At 30.5% G+C, this 23,850-nt stretch carries 24 protein-coding genes; 22 read left to right on the top strand and 2 right to left on the bottom strand.

The genetic code is table 11. The features are described from left to right. Window positions 1-126 precede the first annotated feature (126 nt). The 20 genes from hflX (at window position 127) to ACKRLN_RS04265 (ending at window position 19,414) form a co-directional block, all read left to right on the top strand. Window positions 127-1,365 carry a GTPase HflX gene (hflX, locus tag ACKRLN_RS04360; RefSeq protein WP_296141021.1) on the top strand — a complete coding sequence of 413 codons (1,239 nt, stop codon included), beginning with the start codon at window positions 127-129 and terminating at the stop codon, window positions 1,363-1,365. Then, window positions 1,340-1,975, top strand: coding sequence for a YigZ family protein (locus ACKRLN_RS04355; RefSeq protein WP_416335354.1), 636 nt, complete (start codon window positions 1,340-1,342; stop codon window positions 1,973-1,975). The genes hflX and ACKRLN_RS04355 overlap by 26 nt, the downstream gene beginning before the upstream one ends. A gap of 8 nt (window positions 1,976-1,983) precedes the next feature. After that, on the top strand, window positions 1,984-2,718 hold the full coding sequence (locus ACKRLN_RS04350; RefSeq protein WP_203127371.1) for a YebC/PmpR family DNA-binding transcriptional regulator: 735 nt from the start codon (window positions 1,984-1,986) through the stop codon (window positions 2,716-2,718). Further along, window positions 2,718-3,521, top strand: a complete 804-nt coding sequence (gene lgt / locus ACKRLN_RS04345; protein ID WP_203127372.1) for a prolipoprotein diacylglyceryl transferase — start codon at window positions 2,718-2,720, stop codon at window positions 3,519-3,521. The genes ACKRLN_RS04350 and lgt overlap by 1 nt, the downstream gene beginning before the upstream one ends. 131 nt (window positions 3,522-3,652) lie before the next feature. Further along, entirely contained in the window at window positions 3,653-4,066 is a 414-nt protein-coding gene (gene mraZ / locus ACKRLN_RS04340; RefSeq protein ID WP_203127373.1) for a division/cell wall cluster transcriptional repressor MraZ, read from the top strand. 1 nt (window position 4,067) lies between these two features. Next, window positions 4,068-4,988 (top strand): 16S rRNA (cytosine(1402)-N(4))-methyltransferase RsmH, encoded by a 921-nt coding sequence (rsmH, locus tag ACKRLN_RS04335; RefSeq protein WP_296141030.1) that lies wholly within the window; start codon window positions 4,068-4,070, stop codon window positions 4,986-4,988. A 1-nt stretch (window position 4,989) separates the two neighbouring features. Further along, on the top strand, window positions 4,990-5,379 hold the full coding sequence (locus ACKRLN_RS04330; protein WP_203127375.1) for a hypothetical protein: 390 nt from the start codon (window positions 4,990-4,992) through the stop codon (window positions 5,377-5,379). A gap of 1 nt (window position 5,380) precedes the next feature. Further along, window positions 5,381-6,331: a phospho-N-acetylmuramoyl-pentapeptide-transferase gene (mraY, locus tag ACKRLN_RS04325; protein WP_203127376.1), complete on the top strand. Its 951-nt coding sequence runs from the start codon at window positions 5,381-5,383 to the stop codon at window positions 6,329-6,331. Further along, complete coding sequence (gene murD / locus ACKRLN_RS04320; RefSeq protein WP_296141034.1) at window positions 6,328-7,653, top strand: UDP-N-acetylmuramoyl-L-alanine--D-glutamate ligase; 1,326 nt, start codon at window positions 6,328-6,330, stop codon at window positions 7,651-7,653. Before mraY ends, murD begins: the two co-directional genes overlap by 4 nt. Further along, entirely contained in the window at window positions 7,650-8,735 is a 1,086-nt protein-coding gene (gene murG / locus ACKRLN_RS04315) for an undecaprenyldiphospho-muramoylpentapeptide beta-N-acetylglucosaminyltransferase (protein WP_416335353.1), read from the top strand. Before murD ends, murG begins: the two co-directional genes overlap by 4 nt. Before the next feature lies 1 nt (window position 8,736). Next, window positions 8,737-9,567, top strand: a complete 831-nt coding sequence (locus ACKRLN_RS04310; protein ID WP_296141040.1) for a cell division protein FtsQ/DivIB — start codon at window positions 8,737-8,739, stop codon at window positions 9,565-9,567. Between the two features lie 31 nt (window positions 9,568-9,598). Beyond that, the gene (gene ftsZ / locus ACKRLN_RS04305) at window positions 9,599-10,714 is read left to right on the top strand and encodes a cell division protein FtsZ (RefSeq protein ID WP_203127380.1); all 1,116 of its coding nucleotides are present in this window, start codon (window positions 9,599-9,601) and stop codon (window positions 10,712-10,714) included. A 1-nt stretch (window position 10,715) separates the two neighbouring features. Beyond that, window positions 10,716-11,189 carry a transcriptional regulator NrdR gene (gene nrdR, locus ACKRLN_RS04300; RefSeq protein ID WP_295884010.1) on the top strand — a complete coding sequence of 158 codons (474 nt, stop codon included), beginning with the start codon at window positions 10,716-10,718 and terminating at the stop codon, window positions 11,187-11,189. Between the two features lie 41 nt (window positions 11,190-11,230). Beyond that, window positions 11,231-12,550 carry a replication-associated recombination protein A gene (locus tag ACKRLN_RS04295; RefSeq protein WP_416335352.1) on the top strand — a complete coding sequence of 440 codons (1,320 nt, stop codon included), beginning with the start codon at window positions 11,231-11,233 and terminating at the stop codon, window positions 12,548-12,550. Next, on the top strand, window positions 12,540-13,928 hold the full coding sequence (gene asnS, locus ACKRLN_RS04290; protein WP_296141046.1) for an asparagine--tRNA ligase: 1,389 nt from the start codon (window positions 12,540-12,542) through the stop codon (window positions 13,926-13,928). The genes ACKRLN_RS04295 and asnS overlap by 11 nt, the downstream gene beginning before the upstream one ends. 29 nt (window positions 13,929-13,957) lie before the next feature. Further along, window positions 13,958-16,369 carry a leucine--tRNA ligase gene (gene leuS / locus ACKRLN_RS04285; RefSeq protein ID WP_296141518.1) on the top strand — a complete coding sequence of 804 codons (2,412 nt, stop codon included), beginning with the start codon at window positions 13,958-13,960 and terminating at the stop codon, window positions 16,367-16,369. A 120-nt stretch (window positions 16,370-16,489) separates the two neighbouring features. Then, window positions 16,490-17,095 (top strand): NAD(P)H:quinone oxidoreductase, encoded by a 606-nt coding sequence (gene wrbA, locus ACKRLN_RS04280; RefSeq protein ID WP_296141050.1) that lies wholly within the window; start codon window positions 16,490-16,492, stop codon window positions 17,093-17,095. 91 nt (window positions 17,096-17,186) lie between these two features. Next, window positions 17,187-17,903 carry a DUF5058 family protein gene (locus ACKRLN_RS04275; RefSeq protein WP_416335351.1) on the top strand — a complete coding sequence of 239 codons (717 nt, stop codon included), beginning with the start codon at window positions 17,187-17,189 and terminating at the stop codon, window positions 17,901-17,903. Beyond that, window positions 17,903-18,622, top strand: a complete 720-nt coding sequence (locus tag ACKRLN_RS04270; protein ID WP_296141057.1) for a hypothetical protein — start codon at window positions 17,903-17,905, stop codon at window positions 18,620-18,622. Before ACKRLN_RS04275 ends, ACKRLN_RS04270 begins: the two co-directional genes overlap by 1 nt. A gap of 201 nt (window positions 18,623-18,823) precedes the next feature. Then, window positions 18,824-19,414, top strand: a complete 591-nt coding sequence (locus ACKRLN_RS04265) for a TVP38/TMEM64 family protein (protein WP_203127387.1) — start codon at window positions 18,824-18,826, stop codon at window positions 19,412-19,414. 127 nt (window positions 19,415-19,541) lie between these two features. On the opposite strand, the gene ACKRLN_RS04260 is transcribed toward ACKRLN_RS04265, so the two are convergent. Continuing rightward, a complete protein-coding gene (locus tag ACKRLN_RS04260; RefSeq protein WP_203127388.1) occupies window positions 19,542-20,165 on the bottom strand; it encodes a hypothetical protein in 624 nt (207 codons plus the stop codon). 65 nt (window positions 20,166-20,230) lie between these two features. Here ACKRLN_RS04260 and ACKRLN_RS04255 point away from each other — a divergent pair, with 65 nt between their 5' ends. Together ACKRLN_RS04255 and holA are read left to right on the top strand one after the other, a co-directional pair. Then, on the top strand, window positions 20,231-22,411 hold the full coding sequence (locus ACKRLN_RS04255) for a DNA internalization-related competence protein ComEC/Rec2 (RefSeq protein ID WP_296141063.1): 2,181 nt from the start codon (window positions 20,231-20,233) through the stop codon (window positions 22,409-22,411). Then, the gene (holA, locus tag ACKRLN_RS04250; protein ID WP_296141067.1) at window positions 22,408-23,424 is read left to right on the top strand and encodes a DNA polymerase III subunit delta; all 1,017 of its coding nucleotides are present in this window, start codon (window positions 22,408-22,410) and stop codon (window positions 23,422-23,424) included. Before ACKRLN_RS04255 ends, holA begins: the two co-directional genes overlap by 4 nt. Before the next feature lie 61 nt (window positions 23,425-23,485). On the opposite strand, the gene rpsT is transcribed toward holA, so the two are convergent. Continuing rightward, complete coding sequence (rpsT, locus tag ACKRLN_RS04245; RefSeq protein ID WP_203127391.1) at window positions 23,486-23,755, bottom strand: 30S ribosomal protein S20; 270 nt, start codon at window positions 23,753-23,755, stop codon at window positions 23,486-23,488. Window positions 23,756-23,850 lie beyond the last annotated feature (95 nt).

Raw genomic sequence — 23,850 nt, 5'->3', positions numbered from 1 at the left:
AATTTTATATCTTAAAATTAAACAGTTATTTATACATTTTAACATTTTTTTACCATTTGTTCCATAAAGCCTATTCTTTATAAATTTTAACATTAAACGTATAATCAACTTAAAGAAGGGAAGTTTATGCAAGAAGTTATACAAGTAAATGTCTTAAAAAGAGACGATGATGAAGAAAACAAAATTTATGAATTAGAATCATTAATCAATACAGCAGGGGCAAATAGTGTAGCCTATGTAAGCCAAGTAGTAGAAAAGGTAAATCCACGCTATTACATTGGTAAGGGGAAAGTAGCTGAAATTAAAGATTTGGCAGAAAAACTTAATGTTAAAACAGTTATCCTTGATGTAGAGCTTTCAGCAAGTCAGCTTTATAATCTAGAAGAAGAACTAAAAGTCCATGTTGTAGATTGGACAACTTTAATATTAGATATTTTTGCTCTAAGAGCAAATACAAAAGAAAGTCGATTAAAAATCAAATTGGCCCAGCTAAAATATCAATTACCGCGCCTTAACAAATGGTTTTCTTATCTATCCCGTCAGGCAGGGGGTATAGGAACAAGAGGACCTGGAGAAACCATGCTTGAGACTGATAGGCGTGCAGTTGTCCGTGATATAAAATCACTTGAGCGTCAATTAAAAGATATTGAAAAAACAAAGAGAATTAATAGGCAGTCTAGAAAAAATATTACAAATATTTCTCTACTTGGTTATACAAATGCAGGAAAATCTACTATTTTAAATGGAATGATGCATCTATATGGTCAGGATAAATATGTTTATTCAGATGACTTGTTATTTGCAACACTTGATACATCAACTAGAAGACTAGATTTTTCTAATACAAAAGTTACTTTAACAGATACGGTTGGTTTTATAGATAACTTATCAGATGAACTTAATGATTCATTCTTAACAACATTGGATGAAATAAGATTTGCAGATATGCTATTAATAGTCATTGATTCAAGCCATAACATAGAACATCAAATTCAAGCAATAGAAACGGCAATATCTGATATTGATATGGCTAAAAAACAAGTTTTATATGTATTTAATAAAATGGATAAGGTAGAAAATGAGTTAGCCGTTAAATTATTTAAACGCGATAACGAAAGAATCTATATTTCTGCTAGAAATGATGAAGATTTAGAACGCCTAAAAGAAAAAATAGTTAGTTTAATAAAAGAAAATTATCAAAATGTAAGTATGCATATTCCATTTGAAAATGGTGATATACTTGATTATATGATGACTAATTACGATATTTTAAATACAGAATATGATGAAAAAGGAACAATTATAAATTTTGAAATTTCAAAAGAGGATATGGAAAAATATGGAAAATATATCCGAAGCCTATAAAACAATTAAAGGCACCATTCAAAGTGAATTTGAAGAAGAAAAATCACGATTCATAACAACAATCTCTCATATCGAAAGCGAAGATGACGCAAATGATTTCATAGCTAAAATCTCAGAAAAATATAAAGATGCCACCCATAATTGTACAGCTTTTATAATTAATGAAAGACCAGTCATTAAGCGATATAATGATAACGGCGAACCGCAGGGATCGGCTGGTTTACCTATGCTTTCAGTTTTAGAAAAAGAAGAACTTACAAATGTATGTGCAGTGGTGACTAGATATTTTGGAGGAAAGTTACTCGGAAAAGGTGGCTTAGTTCGTGCCTACGGCAGGGGCGTTAGTGAAACTTTAGAAAATAATATTATTTACAAAAGACCATTTTTTGTAGTAGAATTAACTCATTCTTATGAACTACTGGGTATTATAGAAAATTATATAAATGAAAAAAAATTCCAAATCATAGATAAGGAATATACTGATAAGGTAAAAATATCATTATATATAAGAGAAGAAGATTTTGAAAAAACAAAATCTGATTTAATTAATTTGACCAGTAGTAAGATTAAAATAACAAATGATAAAGCAGTTATGCTTTTTAGCAAATAGGAGGATTTATGTCAGGACATAATAAGTGGAGTAAGATTAAAAATAAAAAAGGAAATGAAGATGCTAAAAGAGGTAAAATTTTCACCAAGCACGCTAGAAACATTACAGTAGCTGCAAGACAAGGTGGAGACAATCCAGATTATAATCCAGCATTAAAGCAAGCGATAGACAAGGCAAAATCAGATAATATGCCAAATGATAATATCGACAGAGCAATTAAAAAAGCATCTGGAGATGGAGCAGGAGATAATTTCTCAAGAGTTATATATGAGGGATATGGTCCAGGTGGGGTTGCAGTAATTGTAGATTGCCTAACAGATAATGTCCAAAGAACTGCTCCAGACGTTCGTCATGCCTTTGATAAAAATGGTGGAAACCTCGGAACAGACGGATCAGTTATGTTCATGTTTGATCATAAAGGTGAAATTTTAGTTAACAATGAAGGTAAAGATTTTGATCAATTTATGATGGATGCACTTGAAGCAGGAGCTGATGATGTATCAGAGGAAGACGAATATTTTGAAGCTTTAACCAGTATAGAAGCATATAACGATGCAGTAGAAAATCTAAAAAATGCTGGATACAAAATTGAACGCTCTGATATATCATACATTGCTCAAAATGACATAGAAGTTGATAGTGAGCATCACGCAAAACTTGAGAAATTGATTGATACCCTTGAAGATAATGATGATGTTCAAGAAGTATACACAAATTGGGATCAACCTAGTGAGGAAGAATAATGGAATTTAACTTTGATCCGGTGGCTTTTTCCATATTTGGAATAGAGATACGTTGGTATGCAATAATTATCATTGCAGGATTGCTTTTAGGAACTCAATTTGCAAAAAAAGAATTAATCAGACGTGGTTTTGATGAAGATTTTATATATGATGTATTATTCGTAATAGTTCCTATCGGTATAATAGGAGCTAGATTGTGGTTTGTATTATTTAAATGGGATTTCTATTCACAAAATCCTATGCAAATTTTAAATATCCGTGGAGGAGGACTAGCAATCCATGGTGGAATAATATTTGGATCTTTGGCATTGTATTTTTACTGTAAAAAACACCTGGTGCCATTTTTAGATATGACAGATATTTTGACACCATCACTTGCACTCGCTCAAGGTATAGGTCGTTGGGGAAACTTTATAAATCAAGAGGCCCATGGCGGTCCGACAGATCTTCCTTGGGGAATAATAATTGATGGAGTAAAAGTGCATCCCACTTTTCTCTACGAATCTTTAGGGGATCTAATTATTTTCTTATTTTTAATAAATGCTATTAAAAAAAATCCTGACAAGGGAAAAATCACAGCATCTTACTTGATAAGTTATGGGATATTAAGATTTTTTGTTGAAGGATTAAGAACTGATTCTCTATATTGGGGACCACTCAGAACTGCTCAACTGATTTCAATACTATTCATAGTAATGGGCATAGCTTTATTTATCTATGCAAATAAGAAAAATCTCCCACCATATTTTAGACCTAAGAACATCAAAAAAGAGAAAGAGCCAAAGATTATTAAATTTCAATAATTAAATGTAAAATTTAAGCAAAATTATAGACAAAATCGGTTAGAAATAACCGATTTTTTTGTTTGATTTTTTATCGTTTATGGTATAAAATGATTATAAAGTGGATTAAAGTGGTGAAAGGTGGTAAAAAATTGTTTTTAGGCGAGTTCACTCATAAATTAGATTCTAAAAATAGAATAATGATGCCGAGTGAATTTCGTGATGGATTATCAGAAGAATTTTTTATCACAAAGGGACCTGAAAACTCTTTAGTAATTTATACAAAAGAAGAGTTTGAAAGACAAAGTAAGAGACTTGATGAGCTTGTTAATGAAAATAAAAAAAATAGGGCCATCAAGAGATTATTTTTCTCATCCACTATCAAAACAAGCCTTGATAAACAAGGCAGGGTTTTGCTAAACAAAAATTTGAGAGACTATGCCCATATTGAAAGTGAAGCTATGATTATTGGCAACAATTTAACAATTGAAATATGGGATATGAACCAATGGCAAGAATATATAAATGAAGTCGAGGTGAATTTATCCGACATAATGGATGAATAATATGGAATTTAAACATATATCAGTGCTAGCTGATGAAGTAATAGAAAATTTGAATATAAAACCGGATGGAATTTATGTAGATCTTACCCTAGGAAAAGGCGGACACAGTAAAAGAATTTTGGAAAATCTATCAGAAAATGGTAGATTAATTGCCCTAGATCAGGATAAAGATGCGTTAAATGCCGCAAAAGAGAATCTATCAGACTTTTCAAATGTGTCTTATTTAAAGAGTAATTTTGAAAATATAGATAAGGTCTTAGATGATTTAGGAATTAGTAAAATTGATGGTGCTTTGATGGATATAGGTGTCAGCTCGTATCAGATAGATAATGCAGAACGTGGATTTTCATATATGCATGATGGACCTTTGGATATGAGAATGGACACAAGCAATGAGTTAACAGCAGAAAAAATCGTAAACGAATACTCTTTGGATGAGCTTCAAAAAATATTTTCCAACTATGGTGAAGAAAGATTTTCAAGAACCATAGCTAGAAAAATAGTAGAAACTAGAGATGAACAGCGAATTGATACTACTTTTAAGCTAAGAGATTTGATAAATAAATCTATTAGGTCAAATGAGGCTCATCCTGAAAAAAGAGTTTTCCAAGCACTAAGGATTGAAGTTAATAGAGAATTAGAAGTTTTAGAAAATACACTCGATAAGATTATCGACCATCTAAATGTAGATGGTAGACTATGTGTGATTACATTTCACTCACTTGAAGATCGTATCGTTAAAAATACATTTAAAGAACTGGAAAAAGATTGCATTTGCCCACCTGGATTACCTCTTTGCGTATGTAATCATAAGGCAAAAATAAAAATAATTAATAAAAAACCAATCATAGCAGGAAAAAAAGAACTAAAAGATAACTCTAGGTCAAAAAGTGCTAAACTTAGAGTTTGCCAAAGGATTTAATATGGCTGAGAGAATTGAAAGGCAAAAGATTGCCCAAAATAAAAATCACAATAGAATAAGGCTTAAGGTTAAGGAAGATCCTAAAAGAAGAAAGAAGAATATCAAAGTCCAAAGAAAAAAGGACAGGAGATTCAAGTTAGTAATTAGTTTTCTAACTCTTGCAGTAATTCTTACACTCGGGTTTTTCACTTTCACAACTAGAAATGAGCTGATTGCAAAACGTAACGAATACAAGGAACTATCAAGCGATGCAATTAGCAAAGAATTAAAAAGAGATAGATTAAAAGCAAAACTAGAAAATACAGTGGACTTAAACCGCATTCAAAGGTATGCTTTAGAGGAACTAGGAATGGGGTACGAGAAAAACGGAGCAGAAAGAATAGATAACTAATATGGATCGAATATTTAAAATAATTATTGCAAGTATAATTTCAACAATAGTCTTAGGATATGCAATTTTGCCAATCTTAAAAAATATGAAGATTGGTCAAAATATCAGAAAAGAAGGACCAAAAAGTCATTATCAAAAAGCTGGAACCCCTACAATGGGGGGCATTATCTTTTTAATAGCTTCATTTTTAATGACTCTAATTTTTGTTCCCTTTAATATGAACACAGCAATCCTCCTTCTAGCAACAGTAGGTTATGGTGCTATCGGATTTATTGATGATTTTAGAAAATTGGTACTAAAACAATCAGAGGGGCTTAAACCTAAAGAAAAGATAGTTCTACAATTTGGGCTTGCAATACTTATAACAATATTAGCTTTTATAAATGATAAAGAAAGTGTTACAACTTTAACAATACCATTTTCAAATTATAGCTTGCCAGTAAGTATTTTAGGTTTTCCTATATTGGTTTTTATAATAGTTGGAACTACTAATGCAGTAAATCTTACCGATGGGCTAGATGGACTTGCGACAAGTGTATCGCTTCCAGTATTTATTTGCTTATTCTTACTAGCAACTACTGATACAACTAGGATGTTTTCAGTAATTCTATTTGGATGTTTACTAGGATTTTTATACTTTAATTCCTATCCAGCCTCTGTATTTATGGGAGATACTGGATCAATGGCAATTGGTGGAGCCATAGTTGCTCTTGCAATTATAGAAAAAATGTCAATTTATCTAGTGATTTTTGGTGGAGTTTATGTTTTGGAAACTTTATCAGTTATTATCCAAGTATTATCTTATAGACATCGCAACAAAAAAAGAGTATTCTTAATGACTCCAATTCACCATCATTTTGAATTAAAGGGTTATAAAGAACCTCAAATTGTATCAGCATTTAGCATTGTTTCAGTTTTATTGTGTTTAGTAACATTGGTGGCAGTATTATGAGAAAAATTTTAGTTTATGGACTAGGTGTAAGCGGCATATCTACAGTAAAAACTCTTTCAAAAATGGGATATGATGTTTATACTTTTGATAAAAATAAAGAAAAAGTTGACGAATTAAAGGGCTATGATTATAGCCCTATTTCTCTTTTTGATATCTTTGATATTGAATATGAATGTGTAGTAAAATCTCCAGGAATAAAACCTAGTGATGAAGTCTTACAAAATTTAGCGAAAAAATATGAAATTATAAGTGATATTGAACTATCATATAGACTTTTCCCTGATAAAAAAATTCTAGCAGTGACAGGTACAAATGGTAAAACCTCTACTACATCTATGATTACTCACATATTAAATGAATCGGGTATAAAAGCTATCTCTGTTGGTAATATAGGTGAAGGCATATTGTGGCAAATGTATAACAATGATGCGGTCTTTGTTGAAGAGCTTTCATCTTTTCAACTTAAAAATACATATGATTTTCATCCACACATTGCATCAATTCTAAATATTACAGAAGATCATTTGGATTGGCACAAGGATTTTGATGATTACATCAATTCTAAATTAAATATTGCAAAAAATCAAAGTGATAACGACTATATTATCATTAATAAAAATGATGAGATTCTTCAAAAAAATAAAGATAGATTTAAGGGTCAAATTTATGAATTTTCTTCTGTTGGCTTAGTAAAAAAAGGGTTATTTTTAAAGGAAAACAAAATTTTTTATATAGATGAAAAAGAAAGCTATCAAGTTCTTGACACAAATGATTTGAAAATTATTGGAAGCCATAATTATGAAAATCTAATGGCAGCAATGCTAGAGTGTTATTTCTTTGGCATAGACTTTAAAAAAATTACTGAAGCTAGTAAAACTTTTGTATCTATTGAACATAGACTAGAATATGTCGATGAAGTAAAAGGTTTAAAAATTTATAATGATTCAAAAGCGACAAATGTTGATAGCGCAGTAAAAGCTATAAAAAGTTTTGATAATCCGATAATAATTATAGCTGGTGGCTATGATAAAAAAATCGATTATAGTGATTATGTAAAAGAATTTAAGAATAATGGCAAGCTTATGATAATTATGGGTGAAACCAAAACGCAAATTCAAAATCTTTGCGAAAAATTGGATGTAAACTATATTTTGGCTGAGGATATGGATGATGCAGTTAAAAAAGCACTAGAGCATGCAGAATTAAATGATACAATCTTGCTATCACCAGCTAGCGCTAGCTGGGATATGTACCCATCATATGAAGTACGTGGAAAAGATTTTAAAGAAAAAATTGAAAAATATAAAGGAATGATAAAATGAATGTAATTATTTCAGGTGGAGGAACGGGCGGACATATATATCCTGCCATTGCTATCGCTCAAAAAATCCAAGAAAATATCGAAAATGTAAATATTTTATATGTTGGGATAAAGGGCGGACCTGAAGAAGCCATTGCAGAAAAATACGGCTACAAATTTGCTCCAATCGAAGGGATGGGCATGCCAAGAAAAATTAATAAAAGGTTTTTCAAATCAATCTCTACAAACCTAAAAGGTTTTAAATCTGCAAGAAAAATTATAAAAGAATTTAAACCAAATCTTGCAATTGGTACTGGAGGATATGTTTGTGGACCTATTATTTACCAGGCTGCTAAACTAAAAGTGCCAACCATAATTCATGAGTCAAATTCTTATCCAGGCATTACATCAAAATACTTATCTAAAAAAGTAGATTATTTATGCATTTCTTATGCTGAAGCAATTAAACACTTTAAACACAAAGAAAGAATAGTAGTGACAGGAAACCCAATTAGAAATAACTTTTCTAATGAATTTAGTAAAGATGATTTGGAAAAACTAGGTATAGATAAGTCACTGCCAGTGGTATTTTCATTTGGAGGATCAAATGGATCAGCTTCAATGAATAAAGCTGTCAAGGAAATGGCCGGACATTTGCATGGAGATTTTTATTTACTTCACCAAACTGGTAAAAGAAACTATGATAATTTTATAAAGGACTTGCCAGACAATAAATATCTAAAAGTATTTCCTTATATAGACAATATTGATTTGTTTTATGCAGTAAGTGACTTGGTGATTGCATCTAGCGGGGCAATGAGTCTTGCGGAAATATCAAGTGTAAAAAAACCTTCTATACTCATTCCAAAGGCATATACAACTGAAAATCACCAGCAATTCAATGCCGAAACATACGTAAAAAATGGTGCTTCGCTTATGATTTTAGAAAAAGATTTAAATGGTAAAGTTTTGTATAATAATATTATGAGCATCATAAGTGATAAAGAAAAACTGGAACAAATGGGCGAAAATAGTGGTAAACTTGCGCAAGATGGAGCAAGTGATGCAATACTTAAACTCGTTTTAAAATTAATTGAGAAATAATATGCAAAATTCAAACGACGACAGATACTTTAAAAAAGATGGAAGAACAGTAAATAAAAAATATATTGCAAAAAAACATAGTAAGAAAAAAGAAAGTAAATTATTTAGTAAATGGTTTGTATTTTTTCTAATTATGCTTGCCTTAGCATCTATCGTATATAGTATTTATGTGCATAGCTATATGAAAATATCTGAAATTTATATTACTGGAAACAACATAACACCTGATACAGAAATAATTGGACAGATAGGAAATCCAATTGGTGAAAATATTTTGTTATATAATGCAAAAGAACACGAGCCAAATATCAGCAAGATGACCTATATAGAAAATGCTAGTATAAAAAAAGTTTTTCCAAATCTATTAAATATTAATGTTGAAGAAGATTATCCATTATTTTTTCAAAATAGTGAGGGGAAAAAATATTATATCTCTAACAAGGGTACATTACTTGGGGAAAGTCTCAAAGATTTTGACGAATCTTTATTAAAAGAAATAAAAGGAGCAAATCTTAGAAAAAATATTGGAGAAAATTTTACTGGATCTGAAGCAAGTTTAAATTTTATTAGAGCAATTCAGAAATTTTCGTATTTTAACGAAGTAAAACAATTAAATTTGGAAAATAAAGCTGAAATTGGTATAATGATAAATGATATAGATGTGAAATTCGGTGATTTGAACGACATAGACTATAAGCTTAAAATTTTAGATAATATCCTAAATGATGCTAGGCAAAAATCTATTACACTTATAAGTATAGATTTAGACAATGGAGACAATCCCATTGTCAAAGTTAGCCCTGAATCATATAGTGAAAATCTAAATTATTAAAAAAACATCAAACTAGAACACGGGGGAAGATATGGCAAATATTAACATGGAAATGGATGACAACTCTTTAGCAAAGATAAAAGTTATCGGAGTTGGTGGTGGTGGAAACAACGCTATCAGTCGAATGAGAGATAACGGATTATCAGGAGTTGAGTTTGTAGCTGTAAACACAGACTTACAAACACTACAAGAATCAAATGCGGACTTAAGATTACAAATTGGTGAAAAACTAACAAGAGGACTTGGTGCTGGTGCAAATCCATCTGTTGGAGAAAAAGCAGCAGAAGAATCAAAAAATGATATCACAGAAGCTTTAAAAGGTGCTGATATGGTATTTATCACTGCTGGAATGGGTGGTGGTACTGGTACAGGTGCAGCTCCAGTTGTTGCAGGTGTTGCAAAAGATATGGATATCTTAACAGTTGGTGTAGTAACAAAACCATTTACTTTTGAAGGTAGAAAAAGACAATCACAAGCAGAAGCTGGTATCGAAAGACTTAAAGAAAATGTGGATACACTTATTACAATCCCTAACGATAGATTGCTTCAAATAGTTGAAAAAAGAACATCAATGGTAGATGCCTTCAAACTAGCTGATAATGTACTTATGGATGCTGTAAGTGGTATTTCTGAACTAATTGCTATACCAAATGTAATCAATCTTGACTTTGCAGACGTTGAATCAATTATGTCTGATCAAGGTATAGCTCATATGGGTATTGGTCGTGCTAGTGGAGAAAATAGAGCTGTTGATGCTGCTAAGGCCGCAGTTAATTCACCACTTCTTGAAACATCTATTGAGGGGGCAAAAGCAGTTTTACTTAATGTTACTGCTGCAGAAGTTGGTCTTATGGAAGCAAATGAAGCTGCAGAGCTTATCCGTGATAATATCGATTCTGATGCAAATATTATCTTCGGTGTTGGATCTGATGAGTCTATGGGTGAAGAAATCAAAATTACAGTTATTGCAACAGGTTTTGATAATCAAGGCAGACCTAGTTCATCAAGAACAGCAGAGATGAATGCTCCAACTAGAAACTCTAGATCAGAATATGAATCACAATCAAGATCTGCTCGCCCAGCTGAAGAAAAAAGAAAAAGCTCAAATCCATTTGACGATATAGATTTACCAGATTTCTTAAAATAATATGAAATGCCCGTATTGTCATTCAAATAACACAAAAGTGCTTGACTCAAGAACCACTGAAGATGATACAGCTATAAGACGCAGAAGAATTTGTGAAGATTGTAGCAAGAGATTTTCGACCTATGAACGCTATGAAGACATAACAATCATGGTTATAAAAAAGGATGAAACTCGAGAGGCTTATGATCGATCAAAAATCATAAATGGCATTGTAAAAAGCTGTCAAAAAAGACCCGTGTCTCTGGATCAAATTGAGCAAGTGGCTAAAAATGTGGAAATTAAAATTAACCATACAGGCAAAAAAGAAGTTACATCGACCTATATCGGTGAGCTTGTCATGGATGAGCTAAAAGATTTAGATCCTGTGGCATATGTAAGATTTGCCTCAGTTTATCGAGAATTTAAAGATGTCGATTCATTTTACAATGAAATTATAAATTTAAGAGATAAAAAAGATGCCAGTATTGAGCAGTAGTTGCTTATAGCTGCATCTTTTTTTATACTAGAAAGGCTAAAATGGATTTATTTGAGTTAAACAGACAAAGAGAATTAGAAAAATCTGCACCCTTGGCAGATAGATTAAGACCTAAAAGTCTTGAAAATTATATAGGTCAAGAACACTTGGTAGGGGAGGGAAAAATCATAAGCCGTATGATAAAGGCTGATAGGATTTATTCAATGATTTTTTATGGACCTCCTGGTATAGGAAAAACCACCTTAGCAAAAATCATCTCTGAAACTACCCACATGGCCTATGAGGAGCTGTCTGCAGTAACAAGCGGTATAGCAGATGTAAAAAAGAAAATAGAAATTGCAAAAGATAATTTAAAATATGAAAACAAAAAAACTATTTTATTTATTGATGAGATACATAGATTTAATAAATCTCAACAAGACTATTTATTACCTTTTGTCGAAGATTCAACAATTATTCTTATAGGAGCTACTACAGAAAATCCATATTTTGAAGTCAATAAGGCTCTTATTTCCCGTATGTATGTATTCGAATTAAAATCATTGAATAAAGATGATTTGGAAAAGCTAATAGATATGGCAATTACTAAAGATTCGATTTTACAAAATAAAAATGTAAATATAGATGATAATTCCAGGGAAATTCTGATCAAATATTCAAATGGGGACAGTAGGGCTCTTTTAAATGCCTTAGAAATTGCTATATTTTCAGAAAATGAGAAAGATGGTAAAATAAATATAGGCAAAGATACAATCGAAAATTCTATTCAAAAAAAGATTGCAATCTATGATAAAAAGGGCGACAGACACTATGATACCATCTCAGCATTTATTAAATCTATGAGAGGATCAGATCCTGATGCTGCCCTTTATTATTTGGCAAAAATGCTTGAATCTGGTGAGGATATAAAATTTATTGCCCGTCGTATGATTATTTTTGCATCAGAAGATATTTCAAATGCAGATCCATTTGCTTTGCAACTAGCTACTAGTACTTTTGATGCCATTAATACTGTCGGTATGCCAGAAGCAAGAATTATCTTAGCACAAACTGTTACCTACTTGTGTTTAGCTGACAAAAGCAATTCTACTTATCTAGCTATTGATAAAGCTATACAATTTGTAAAAGAAAATCGTGACAAAGAAGTGCCAAATAAACTAAAAGATGCCCATTACTCTGGCAGTAAAAATTTAATCCATGATAAGTATCTTTACCCACATTCTTTTGGGGGTTATGTAGAACAAGATTATCTACCAGATGATTTTATAGATGAAAAATTTTACCAAGCTTTAGATATAGGGTATGAAAAAGAACTAAACGAAAAACTAAAAATAAGAAAGGATAGAACTAATGAAGATTAGAGAAATTTTAAGTGATGTTGATTCATATTTAGAGAAGGAAGTTGTAGTAAATGGTTGGATTAGAAATTCTAGATTTGGTAAAAATGTAGGATTTATCGAACTAAATGATGGTAGTACTTTCAAAAATTTACAAATTGTAATTGGAACAGATGCTCCAAATTATGAGGAACTTTCTCATCAATTTTTATCAACAAGTCTTGAAGTAAGTGGAAAATTAGTTGCCACTGGTAATAATAAAACTCCATATGAAATTCAAGCAAATGAAGTTAAAGTTTTAGGTGAATCTTCAGATAAATTCCCTATCCAAAAACAAAGACAAACACTAGAATACATGAGAACAATCCCTCACCTTCGTCCAAGAACTAATACTTACAGAGCAGTATTTAAAGTAAGAAGCTCACTAGCATTTGCCCTTCACCAATTTTTCCAAGAACGTGGTTTCTTATATGTAAACCCACCAATTGTAACAGGATCAGATGCAGAAGGTGCTGGAGAAATGTTTAATATAACAACAATTGACCCAAGTGATGCTCCTATGAATGATAAAAATCAAGTAGATTATAACAAAGACTTCTTTGGCAAAAAATCTTATCTAACAGTATCTGGTCAATTAGAGGCAGAAGATTATGCTCTTGCATTTGGAGATGTATATACTTTTGGTCCAACATTTAGAGCAGAATTATCAAATACACCAAGACATGCTGCAGAGTTCTGGATGCTAGAGCCTGAAATGGCTTTTGCAGATTATAATCAAGCAATGGATGTTGCTGAAGATATGATTAAATATGTAATCGACTATCTACTTGAAAACAACAAAGATGAAATGGAATTTTTCAATAGATTTATAGATGAAGAATTATTTGAAAGACTTGACCAAGTAAGAAATAAAGAATTTGCTAGAGTAACTTATACAGAAGCAATTGAAAAACTAAAAGAAAGTGGCCAAGACTTCGAATTCCCAGTTGAATGGGGCATGGATCTACAAACAGAACACGAAAGATACTTATCAGAAATTATTGTAAATGGTCCAGTATTTGTAACTGATTATCCAAAAGATATTAAGGCTTTCTACATGAAAAGAAATACTGATGGTAAAACAGTAGCTGCTTTTGATATGCTAGTACCTGGAGTAGGAGAGCTAATAGGTGGCTCTCAAAGGGAAGAAAATATCGATGAACTTCTAAAATCTTTTGAAGAAAATGGACTTAAAGAAGAAGATTATCAAAATTACTTAGATTTAAGAAGATTTGGTACAGTTGTTCATTCAGGATTTGGATTAGGGTTTGAAAGAGCAGTTATGTATGTTACAGGTATGAAAAATATCCGTGACGTAATTTCTTATCCAAGATATGTAAACGCACTTTCAAGCCAAAACTAGGAGATATGATGACAGAAAATTATTCTAATATTCCAGAATATAATCCCAATGCCATTGAGAAAAAATGGCAAAAAATTTGGGATGAAGATAAAACTTTTCATAGCGAAATAGACCATAATAAGGAAAAATTCTACGGACTTGTTGAATTTCCTTATCCATCAGGACAAGGATTACACGTTGGTCATCCAAGACCTTATACAGCTCTTGATGTAGTTTCTAGAAAAAGAAGACTAGAAGGATACAACGTACTTTATCCAATGGGATGGGATGCCTTTGGTTTACCAACAGAAAATTACGCTATAAAAAATAAAATACATCCAGCAAAGGTAACTGAAAATAATATAGCAAACTTTAAAGCCCAATTAAAATCAATTGGTTTTTCATTTGACTGGGATAGAGAAATAAATACGACCAACCCAGACTACTATAAATGGAGCCAATGGATTTTTATCCAATTATATAAACATGGTCTAGCTTATAAAAATGAAATGAGCGTTAACTGGTGTCCATCTTGTCAAGTAGGTCTTGCTAACGAAGAGGTTGTAGATGGCAAATGTGAAAGATGTGGTACAGAAGTTGTTCATAAGATGAAAAATCAATGGATGCTAAAAATCACTGAATACGCTGATAGACTTATTGACGACCTTGATGATGTAGACTATGAAGATAGAATAAAAGCCCAACAAATAAACTGGATTGGTAGATCAAAGGGAGCAAACGTTGATTTTGCTGTAAAAGACTCTGACTATAAACTTACAGTTTATACAACAAGACCTGACACTATATTTGGGGTATCATATATGGTAATTTCGCCAGAACACCCAATGTTAGAGGAATTTAAAGAAAATATTTCAAATTTTAGTGATGTTTTAACTTATCAAGAAGAGGCTCGTAAAAAATCTGATTTTGAAAGAGCTGAATTAAATAAAGATAAAACTGGGGTTATGCTTGATGGTATTACTGCTATAAACCCATTATCAGGCAAAGAAATTCCAATTTGGGTTTCAGATTATGTTTTAATGACCTATGGTACAGGGGCAATAATGGCAGTGCCTGCTCATGATAGTCGTGATTACGAATTTGCTAAGAAATTTGATATGCCTATTGTCCAAGTTTACGAAACAGAAGAGGAAACTGACTTACCTTTAACAGATATAAACAAAGGAAGAGCAATAAATTCTGATTTCTTAAATGGCCTTGAAGTATCAGAAGCTAAGCAAAAAGCTATCGAATATATAGAAGAAAATAAACTAGGTGAAGCTACTATAAATTTCAAACTTCGTGATTGGGTATTCTCCCGCCAAAGATACTGGGGAGAGCCAATTCCAATGATTTATTGTGAAGAACACGGTTGGAATCCAGTTGATGAAAGTGAACTTCCAATAAAATTACCAGAAGTAGAAACTTATGAACCAACAGCTACTGGTGAATCACCTCTTTCAGAAATTGATGATTTTGTTAACACAACTTGTCCAGTATGTGGAGGACCTGCAAAGAGAGAAACAGATACCATGCCTCAATGGGCAGGAAGCTCTTGGTATTATTTAAGATACATGGATCCACATAATAATGAAGCTATTGCAAGCAAGGAAGCACTAGATTATTATAGTCCAGTAGATTGGTATAATGGGGGGATGGAACATACAACCCTTCACTTACTTTATTCAAGATTCTGGCATAAATTCCTATATGATTTAGGAGTAGTACCAACCAAAGAACCATATCAAAAAAGAACTAGTCATGGCATGATTTTAGGTGAAGACCACCAGAAAATGAGCAAATCACGTGGTAATGTTGTTAACCCAGATGATATCATCCGTGATTATGGAGCAGACACTCTAAGAACTTATGAGATGTTTATTGGTGATTTTGGGTCAACTGCTATTTGGTCAGATGAAGGTGTACGTGGATGTAGAAAATACCTAGAACGTGTTTACAATATGCTAGAAATGGTAGAAGATGGAGATGATTATAGCAAAGATATAGAAGTAGCTATTCACCAAACTATCAAAAAAGTATCTGAAGATTACGAAAATCTTAAATTTAATACAGCCATAGCAAGTCTTATGTCACTTTCAAATGATATGAGATCACTTGGCAAAATAAGCAAAGCTGATTTTAAAACTTATATCATCCTATTAAATCCAGTTGCACCTCACTTAACTGAGGAGTTATGGGAACTAGCTGGCTTCGAAGGAAAATTAAATGAAGCTAATTGGCCAAGTTATGATGAGAAAAAATTAGTATTAGACGAATTTGAAATGCCAGTTCAAATAAATGGTAAGATGCGTGGCAAAGTGCTTATGGCTATGGATGCTACCGAGGATGATGCAATTGCAGCTGCAAAAGCTGATAGTAATATTTCAAATCATTTAGAAAATAAAGAAATAAGAAAAGTGATTTACGTACCAGGTAAGATTTTAAATATCGTAGTTGCTTAAAAATTTAGTAGGACTATTGTCCTACTTTTTTTATAAAAAATTTAGATTGTAAATAAAAATAATAAATATGGGTATATTATAAGTAAGCTTTATAATAATAAAGTCAGAAAGGATATATCTATGAACAAAGTAAAATTAGCTATAATTTTTTACTCCCAAACAGGAGTTAATTATAAAATGGCAAGCATTGCCAAAGAGGAAGCAGAAAAAAATGGGGCAGAAGTTAGATTATTAAAAGTTAAAGAACTTAGAGATACATCAAAGGTTGAGCCAGACTCTCTATGGGATCAGACAATTAAAGCAACAGAGGATTTAGAAGTTGCAACTCCAGAAGATTTGGTATGGGCAGATGCAATCATATTTTCAACACCAACTAGATTTGGTAATGTTTCAAGTCAAATGAAAGACTTTTTCGATTCACTTGGAGGAGTATGGAGCGAAGGTAAACTTGTAAATAAATTTGTAACAGCTTTTGCATCTTCACAAAATCCAAATGGTGGCCAAGAACATACTATTCGTGCAATTTATACATCTGCAATGCACTGGGGAGCAATAATTGTGCCTACTGGATATACAGATGATTCAATATTCGCTCAAGGTGGAAATCCTTATGGTGTTTCAGCAACTCAATCACCTGAAAATTATGAAATCAGTAATGAAATAAAACCAGCTATCGAACATCAAACCAGAAGGTTAATAGAAATTACTAAAAACTATATAGATTAATAAATAAAAGCCTAGCATATATTGTTAGGTTTTTTTAAATGTAATAATTGCAGTTTTAGGGTATAAAGTATTTATATTTTAAGGAGGTTTTATGAATATATTTGATATCTTAAACAGCAAATTATTATACATATTGGTAGCCCTCGGTTTATTAATTATATTTTTAATATGTGTAATGTTTTTTGTTAGAGCAAAAAGGCGAGCAAAAGAATTAGGTATTGCTGATGAAAAAGTGAAGGCAACTATAAAAAGTTCATTAGTTTTTTCTATTGTGCCATCCATAGCGGTAATAATTGGTCTTATAACTTTGACACCGCTTTTAGGTATACCATGGCCATGGTTTAGACTTTCAGTTGTAGGATCGCTTCCATACGAACTTACTGCAGCGGATTTAGCTGTAAAAGGTCTTGGTTATGCAGATCTTGCAGCTTATCAAGGTTCTGCTGATGTTAATGCTATAGGAACAATAATGTTTACTATGACTATTTCTATTCTTGGTGGAATGATTTTTAACATTTTTTTCTTAGAAAAATACCATAAAAAAGTATCTGGAATTGGTACAAAATCATCACCATTTAGAGAGTTAGCTTTATCGGTACTAACTTTTGGTATGGTTACTGTATTTTTCCCTATTGAGTTTTTAAAATCTAAAACACACGCAGCAGTTGCAATTACATCTATTCTAGTAACACTTATTTTAGGACAGATTTCTAAAAAGTATAAGATAGGCTGGCTATCAGATTTTATTATGAGTTTTGCACTCATTATTGGCATGGCAGCGGGTGTATTTTTTGAAGGAGTACTATAATGAATAAAAATATTTCATATATGGATAAAACTTACAAATTAGGTAGAATTTCAACTATAGTTTGTATACTAATAATGTTTATAATTCCATCAATTATTTGTACAGCTTACAATATTTGGCCAAGTTTTGATTCAGTAATGGGAGCAGCAGGACCACTTTTAGCCATGTATATACCAGTAGCCCTTGCTGAACAACTTTCTATGATACCAATTACTGGAAATTCGGCATATATCAACTCTATTATGGGGAATGTAACAAATATTAAATTTCCAGCTTATCTTACAGCTTTATCATCAGTTGATCAAGATCCTGGAACAGAGGAGGCGGACGTAATCGGTATGATTGCGGTTTGTGTTTCTGGAATGACAACAATGATTATTATTTTAATAGGGCTTATACTTCTAGTTCCATTAAATCCTATACTTACCTCACCGGTAGTAAAAACTGCAACTAGTTATATTATGCCAGCGTTATTTGGATCAATGCTTGTGGGAATATTGTTAAATAACTCTGCAGGATCATTTGAAGCAAAGAATAAATACTTAATAGGCGTTATAGACTTACTTCTAGTTTTCATTGTTAATATTTTTATTATGAATCTAGATAAAAAACAAGGATTTGCCATGGTAATAATAATGCTATTGTCTGTATTATTAGCTTATATATTTTATAAAAATGGTATTATAAAATTAAGTCCAAAAGAAAAAAATAACTTGTAATTTAATTTGAATGGTGTATCATTATACGTGATACACCATATTTTTTAATCTATTAATTAAAACATGATGGGTATTATAATTAGAGATAATAAATATAAAATTATTTTATAAAAAATTTATTAAAATTGAATTACTACTTTACAACTTACAAAATATCATGTACTATTGTATTATAATAATGATACAGTTTGAGAAGGCGATATGAAAGAATTTCTTAAAAAAAATATTTACAATATAATAGCAGTAATAGTACTACTAATATTAACTTTACTCGGTTTTATAGGCTATAAAAAAGGACTGTTCAACTCCATAGATAGTTTTAGAGATTTTATTCTTTCCTATGGAGCTTGGGCAAATATTATTTTTATATTTGTACAAATTACACAAATAGTTGTCCCAATCATACCGGGTGGATTAACAACCATCTTTGGGGTTGTAATTTTTGGTCCATTTTGGGGCTTTATCTATAATTACATATCAATTTGTATTGGTTCTATGCTAGTATTTTTTATATCTAGAACTTTTGGAAAATCAATAATTTTAAATTTCTTTGGTCAAGAAACTTTTGACAAATACAAACACAAAATAAAAGATAAAACTTATGAAAAATTCTTTGCATGGGCAATATTACTACCAGTAGCGCCTGATGATTTTTTATGCTATTTAACAGGACTTTCTGATATGAGTTTTAAAAAATATGCTACAATTATTCTTTTGTGTAAGCCGCCTTCCATTTTTTTATATTCTATGGGATGGGCAATGGGTATTGAATGGATAGTGAATAAATTATGATTTTAAAGGCGATTAGATAATCTAATCGCCTTTTTTCATATAGTTTTCTCATTGTATTATATATATGTAAAATATATGGAAATTGACATAAAAAAGATGGCTTGTTGCCATCAATAATTTAAAACTCTTATATAATATCTCTACCAGCAATAAATTCAATCTCTAAATCATTTCCAAAGCTTTCAGTGTCAACTATTTTAAAACCACGAACTTTTGAAGAATTTTCATAGCAAATCTCATTGTTAATTACCTCTCCTAATGGGGGGATATTTGTTATTCCTTGATGATTTTCAATTTTTAAAGCTTTTTCAATTATAAAATTAATTTGATTTTCGATTAATAATTTATCAAATACATCAAAGAAATCTGTAATTTTTATTACTGACCTTTCTTCATCTATAGTTAATTTTAAATCTTTAGCTTGGTAAAAACTTGTAAATACTATCTTAAAAATTATAAATGCAGTATTATAAGCTAGGTTTTTAATACGATTTTCTGGATTTAGTTTTAATATGACTTCTGATTTTTTAGGACGTCCCTTGACAGTATGTATTATATTATCTCGTTTTTCCTCAACAGATATGATCTCTAAATCTGATATATTTCCATAATCTTTTAAAAATCCATATGATTTTGGCATAAAAATGGTGCGATCAAGTATTATTTGTGTGTTATCATCTTGGACGCGTCTTGAAACTATATTTGCTTTTAATTCTGTAATTTCTGGATATTTTAAATAAATTTTCTGCATACTTTGCCTTTCTTTAATTAAAACTTATGGTTAATCATATGATATAATATACCCGAGGTTGGGCTATGAGAAAGAAAATTTTTATCGCTTTAATAGGTTTTATATCAGGTATAGGATTATTTATTAGTTTTGAGATGCTTAATCCTATATATATTTTACTTTTGTGTATTATTGCAGGCTTGCTAATTTCTATTATAGATAAAAAACTATTAATCTTTCCAATAGCCCTTGCTATAGGTTTTAGTTTAAGTTTATATAAATTTAATCAATATAATCTTAGTAATTATACAGATAAAACTTTAGAAATTACCATACTAGAAAAAAGGGCTGTCAATGATAGTTACAGATACTTCGTAAAGGCCAAAGGCAAGGATATATCTGAAAAATCCGTAGTCTTCTCCGACTATGATTTTGATATAGGAGATATATATTTAATAGATGGTCAAATCAGTATACCAAACAAAAATACTAATCCAAATCTTTTTAATTACAGAAATTATCTGATATCTAAAGGCATAACAAGTAATATAGAAATACAAAATATTAGGAAAAGTGTAAAAAGCTCATCCTTTTTTCTAAAACTAAGAAAAAATTTTTATATGTATATCCATAATCTTTTTGAAAGTAATTTGAGCAAAAAATCTTCTGATTTTGTAATATCTGTAATTTTGGGAGAAAATCTAATTCAAAATGAAGATGTGAAAGATCTGGGACTAGCACATATTTTGGCTGTATCTGGTTTACATATAGACCTGCTACTAGGATTTATATTATATAGCTTTAAAAAATTAAAACTTAACTATAAACATGCACATTTATTTGGACTTTTGGTTTGTGCATTATATGGATCAATGATAGGGTTTCCGTTTTCGGTTATCAGAGTTCTGATAATTAATTTTATAGGATTTTTAGCCTTCTTGCTGCAAGAACCTGAAGATAAGATTAAATCTTTGTTGATTGCTGCTTTCTTGATATTATTATCTAATCCATTTGCAATTTTAAATGCGGGATTTGTTTTATCTTTTGTTGCTACAAGTGGAGTATATTTGATATATCCTAAGCTTAAAAAATATCTAAAGAACAATTTAATATCTGATAGCATAGGATTTGCTGCTTCCATACAAGCGTGTGTTTTACCATTTGGAGCATTTTATTATGGAAAGATAAATTTGATAAGTATATTGGCAAATTTTCTGATATTACCTATTTTTACAATATCCATGTACTTGATTTTTGTAATTATAGTATTTTATCCTTTAATTAGATTTATATTAATGCCAATATTTATAATTCTAGATTATCTGATAAATTCTATATTAAATCTAACTTTTTTGCTTAATAGTTTCTCTTTTTTTAATATTGAATTTATCCACCAAAGTATTTTAATTTCAGTTTATCTTTATTGTTTGATTTTAGTAAGTATTTATATTAGAAAATCCAATAAAGAATTGATGAAGAAATTTTATCTGATAAATTTACTTTTTGTAATACTTAGTCTGGGATTTGAAAAAATTAATCCTGAAACTAGTTTTTCTATGATTGATATAGGACAGGGAGATGCATTTTTAATAAATGATAGGGGAGATTATTATCTGATTGACGTAGGTGGCCCTAAATATGATGATTATGATAGTGGTGAAAAGATTTTAGTTCCTTATCTAAAGTCAATAGGTGTAAAGAATATAAAAGCTGTCTTTATTTCCCACGAAGATAGTGACCATAGCGGCAATATTGATATTTTAAATGACAATTTTAATGTAGAACATATTCTTACAAGCAAAAATAATATTAACTCATTAGCAAAATATAATCCTGAAATTATAAAAAAAGATGATGTCATTAATCTAAAAAATGGATATATACGCTGTATATTTGATGGTGAGTCTGGAGAAGAAAATACCGAATCCATAGGCTTGTTGATAAATATAAAAGGTACAAAAATAATATCTTTGGGAGATTTGCCAAAAGAATACGAAGATAGTATAGATGAAAAAGCTGATATATTAAAAGTTTCCCATCACGGATCGAAAACTTCTACATCAAAAGAATTTGTAGAAAAAGTAAAACCAAAGGCTGCGTTAATATCTTCCGGACGTAATAATCGTTATGGTCACCCAAGTTCTGAGGTAATTAATAATCTAGATGGAGTAAAAATATTTAATACCCAAACAGATGGGATGGTCAAAATATATTTTGATGATGAAGTTAAAATTGAAAAATACCTGAAAGGAGGTTTTTTTAAATGAATTTTAAAGAATTTATGAGCAATTTAATAGATGATAAGACTAGTGGAGTTTATTTATTTGATTCTAAAGAAGAGTTTTTAAATGATACAATCATGGAAGAAGTACGAAATAAAGTAAACATTCCAGATTTTAACCTTGTAGAAATCAAAGGTAGCAAGGATATAGAGACTATAAAAACTTCCTACGAAACATATCCTGTAATGGAAGATAAAAAATTTGTTATTTGGAGAAATATAGACTTATCTAAGAACGCAATAAAGGAGTATGAAAGTAGTCTAAATATATTAGCTAATGACTTTAAAGAATTTCCCGATTTTGCTACTCTATTAATATTTTCAGACAACCCTCCATTTAAAGGAAAGTTTTATAAAAGTGTTGTCAAAAATGGGGAAGTAGTTGAAATAAATAGATTAAATCAAAAAGAATTGGAATCTTTTATCGGAAAAAGATTTGTGAGAAATGGCAAAAAAATCCAAAGGTCACTGGTTAGTGAAATAGTAAATAGATTCTCATATCTCAATAAAGACAGTGAAATCGACCTTTATGAAATAGTAAATGTTGTAGATAAGATTATTGCAAATTCTAGTGAAGAAATTGTAAAATCACAGGATGTATTAGACCAATTAGATGAAGTTTTAAATATTAATATATTTAATCTAACAGATGCAATGAGTGCAAAAAATCCAAAAGAAACAATTGATACTTATTTAAAAATGGCTGCGGCAAATGAAGATTTATTTATGATATATCATATGATTATTAGACAAATTAGAAATCTCATTGGTGTAAAATCTTTATATCTAAATGGTTACAACGATACTTTTATGATGAAAAATCTAGGAATAGGTTCATACGAATTAAAAAAAATAAAGGGTTACAGTAGAAATTTTTCACTAACGGAACTATTAAATATCCATAGTAGGATATTTGATATGGAATATAGACAAAAATCAGTGGATTTTGATATGAAATTAGAATTACTGCTTTTACTAAGAGAAATTTCTGCAAAATAAAATGAGCAATTATCAGTAGACATATGTGCGGATCCATTACTGATTATTGCTCATTTTTTTATTAAGCATTTTGTGCTTCATTCATTGCTTTTTGTAATCTAGAAGATGTTCTAGCTACTTTATTTTTGTGCATAATGTTTTTTGCTTCAGCTTGTTTCATTCTTTTATCTACGTGTCTAAAGATTTCACGAGCTTCATCAACATTACCAGCTTCTAAAGCTTGATCAAATTTTTTGATATATGTTTTGATTTCTGATTTTTTAGCTTTATTTCTTTCAGTATCTCTTTTTGTTGTTTCGATTCTTTTTTGAGCTGATTTAATATTTGCCATTATTTCACCCTCTTTCTTCATTAGTCTTTTTTGCTTGACTGATACATTTTACCATAGAAAATTAAATCATACAAGTTTTATTTATATTAGTCCTT

The sequence above is a fragment of the Anaerococcus sp. AH8042_DFU013_CI05 genome, assembly GCF_047936775.1.
GTDB lineage: Bacteria > Bacillota > Clostridia > Tissierellales > Peptoniphilaceae > Anaerococcus.
This window is presented reverse-complemented; position numbering and strand designations above follow the sequence as displayed.

Bases quoted from the DNA above. Each gene is read 5' to 3' on its own strand.
- rsmH (WP_296141030.1), top strand. From the start codon at position 4,068: ATGGAATTTAAACATATATCAGTGCTAGCTGATGAAGTAATAGAAAAT.
- ACKRLN_RS04255 (WP_296141063.1), top strand. From the start codon at position 20,231: ATGAGAAAGAAAATTTTTATCGCTTTAATAGGTTTTATATCAGGTATA.
- lgt (WP_203127372.1), top strand. From the start codon at position 2,718: ATGGAATTTAACTTTGATCCGGTGGCTTTTTCCATATTTGGAATAGAG.
- rpsT (WP_203127391.1), bottom strand. From the start codon at position 23,755: ATGGCAAATATTAAATCAGCTCAAAAAAGAATCGAAACAACAAAAAGA.
- mraY (WP_203127376.1), top strand. From the start codon at position 5,381: ATGGATCGAATATTTAAAATAATTATTGCAAGTATAATTTCAACAATA.
- ftsZ (WP_203127380.1), top strand. From the start codon at position 9,599: ATGGCAAATATTAACATGGAAATGGATGACAACTCTTTAGCAAAGATA.
- ACKRLN_RS04260 (WP_203127388.1), bottom strand. From the start codon at position 20,165: ATGCAGAAAATTTATTTAAAATATCCAGAAATTACAGAATTAAAAGCA.
- holA (WP_296141067.1), top strand. From the start codon at position 22,408: ATGAATTTTAAAGAATTTATGAGCAATTTAATAGATGATAAGACTAGT.
- ACKRLN_RS04265 (WP_203127387.1), top strand. From the start codon at position 18,824: ATGAAAGAATTTCTTAAAAAAAATATTTACAATATAATAGCAGTAATA.
- ACKRLN_RS04310 (WP_296141040.1), top strand. From the start codon at position 8,737: ATGCAAAATTCAAACGACGACAGATACTTTAAAAAAGATGGAAGAACA.
- ACKRLN_RS04295 (WP_416335352.1), top strand. From the start codon at position 11,231: ATGGATTTATTTGAGTTAAACAGACAAAGAGAATTAGAAAAATCTGCA.
- murG (WP_416335353.1), top strand. From the start codon at position 7,650: ATGAATGTAATTATTTCAGGTGGAGGAACGGGCGGACATATATATCCT.
- wrbA (WP_296141050.1), top strand. From the start codon at position 16,490: ATGAACAAAGTAAAATTAGCTATAATTTTTTACTCCCAAACAGGAGTT.
- hflX (WP_296141021.1), top strand. From the start codon at position 127: ATGCAAGAAGTTATACAAGTAAATGTCTTAAAAAGAGACGATGATGAA.
- ACKRLN_RS04270 (WP_296141057.1), top strand. From the start codon at position 17,903: ATGAATAAAAATATTTCATATATGGATAAAACTTACAAATTAGGTAGA.
- asnS (WP_296141046.1), top strand. From the start codon at position 12,540: ATGAAGATTAGAGAAATTTTAAGTGATGTTGATTCATATTTAGAGAAG.
- nrdR (WP_295884010.1), top strand. From the start codon at position 10,716: ATGAAATGCCCGTATTGTCATTCAAATAACACAAAAGTGCTTGACTCA.
- ACKRLN_RS04330 (WP_203127375.1), top strand. From the start codon at position 4,990: ATGGCTGAGAGAATTGAAAGGCAAAAGATTGCCCAAAATAAAAATCAC.
- murD (WP_296141034.1), top strand. From the start codon at position 6,328: ATGAGAAAAATTTTAGTTTATGGACTAGGTGTAAGCGGCATATCTACA.
- ACKRLN_RS04275 (WP_416335351.1), top strand. From the start codon at position 17,187: ATGAATATATTTGATATCTTAAACAGCAAATTATTATACATATTGGTA.
- ACKRLN_RS04350 (WP_203127371.1), top strand. From the start codon at position 1,984: ATGTCAGGACATAATAAGTGGAGTAAGATTAAAAATAAAAAAGGAAAT.
- ACKRLN_RS04355 (WP_416335354.1), top strand. From the start codon at position 1,340: ATGGAAAATATATCCGAAGCCTATAAAACAATTAAAGGCACCATTCAA.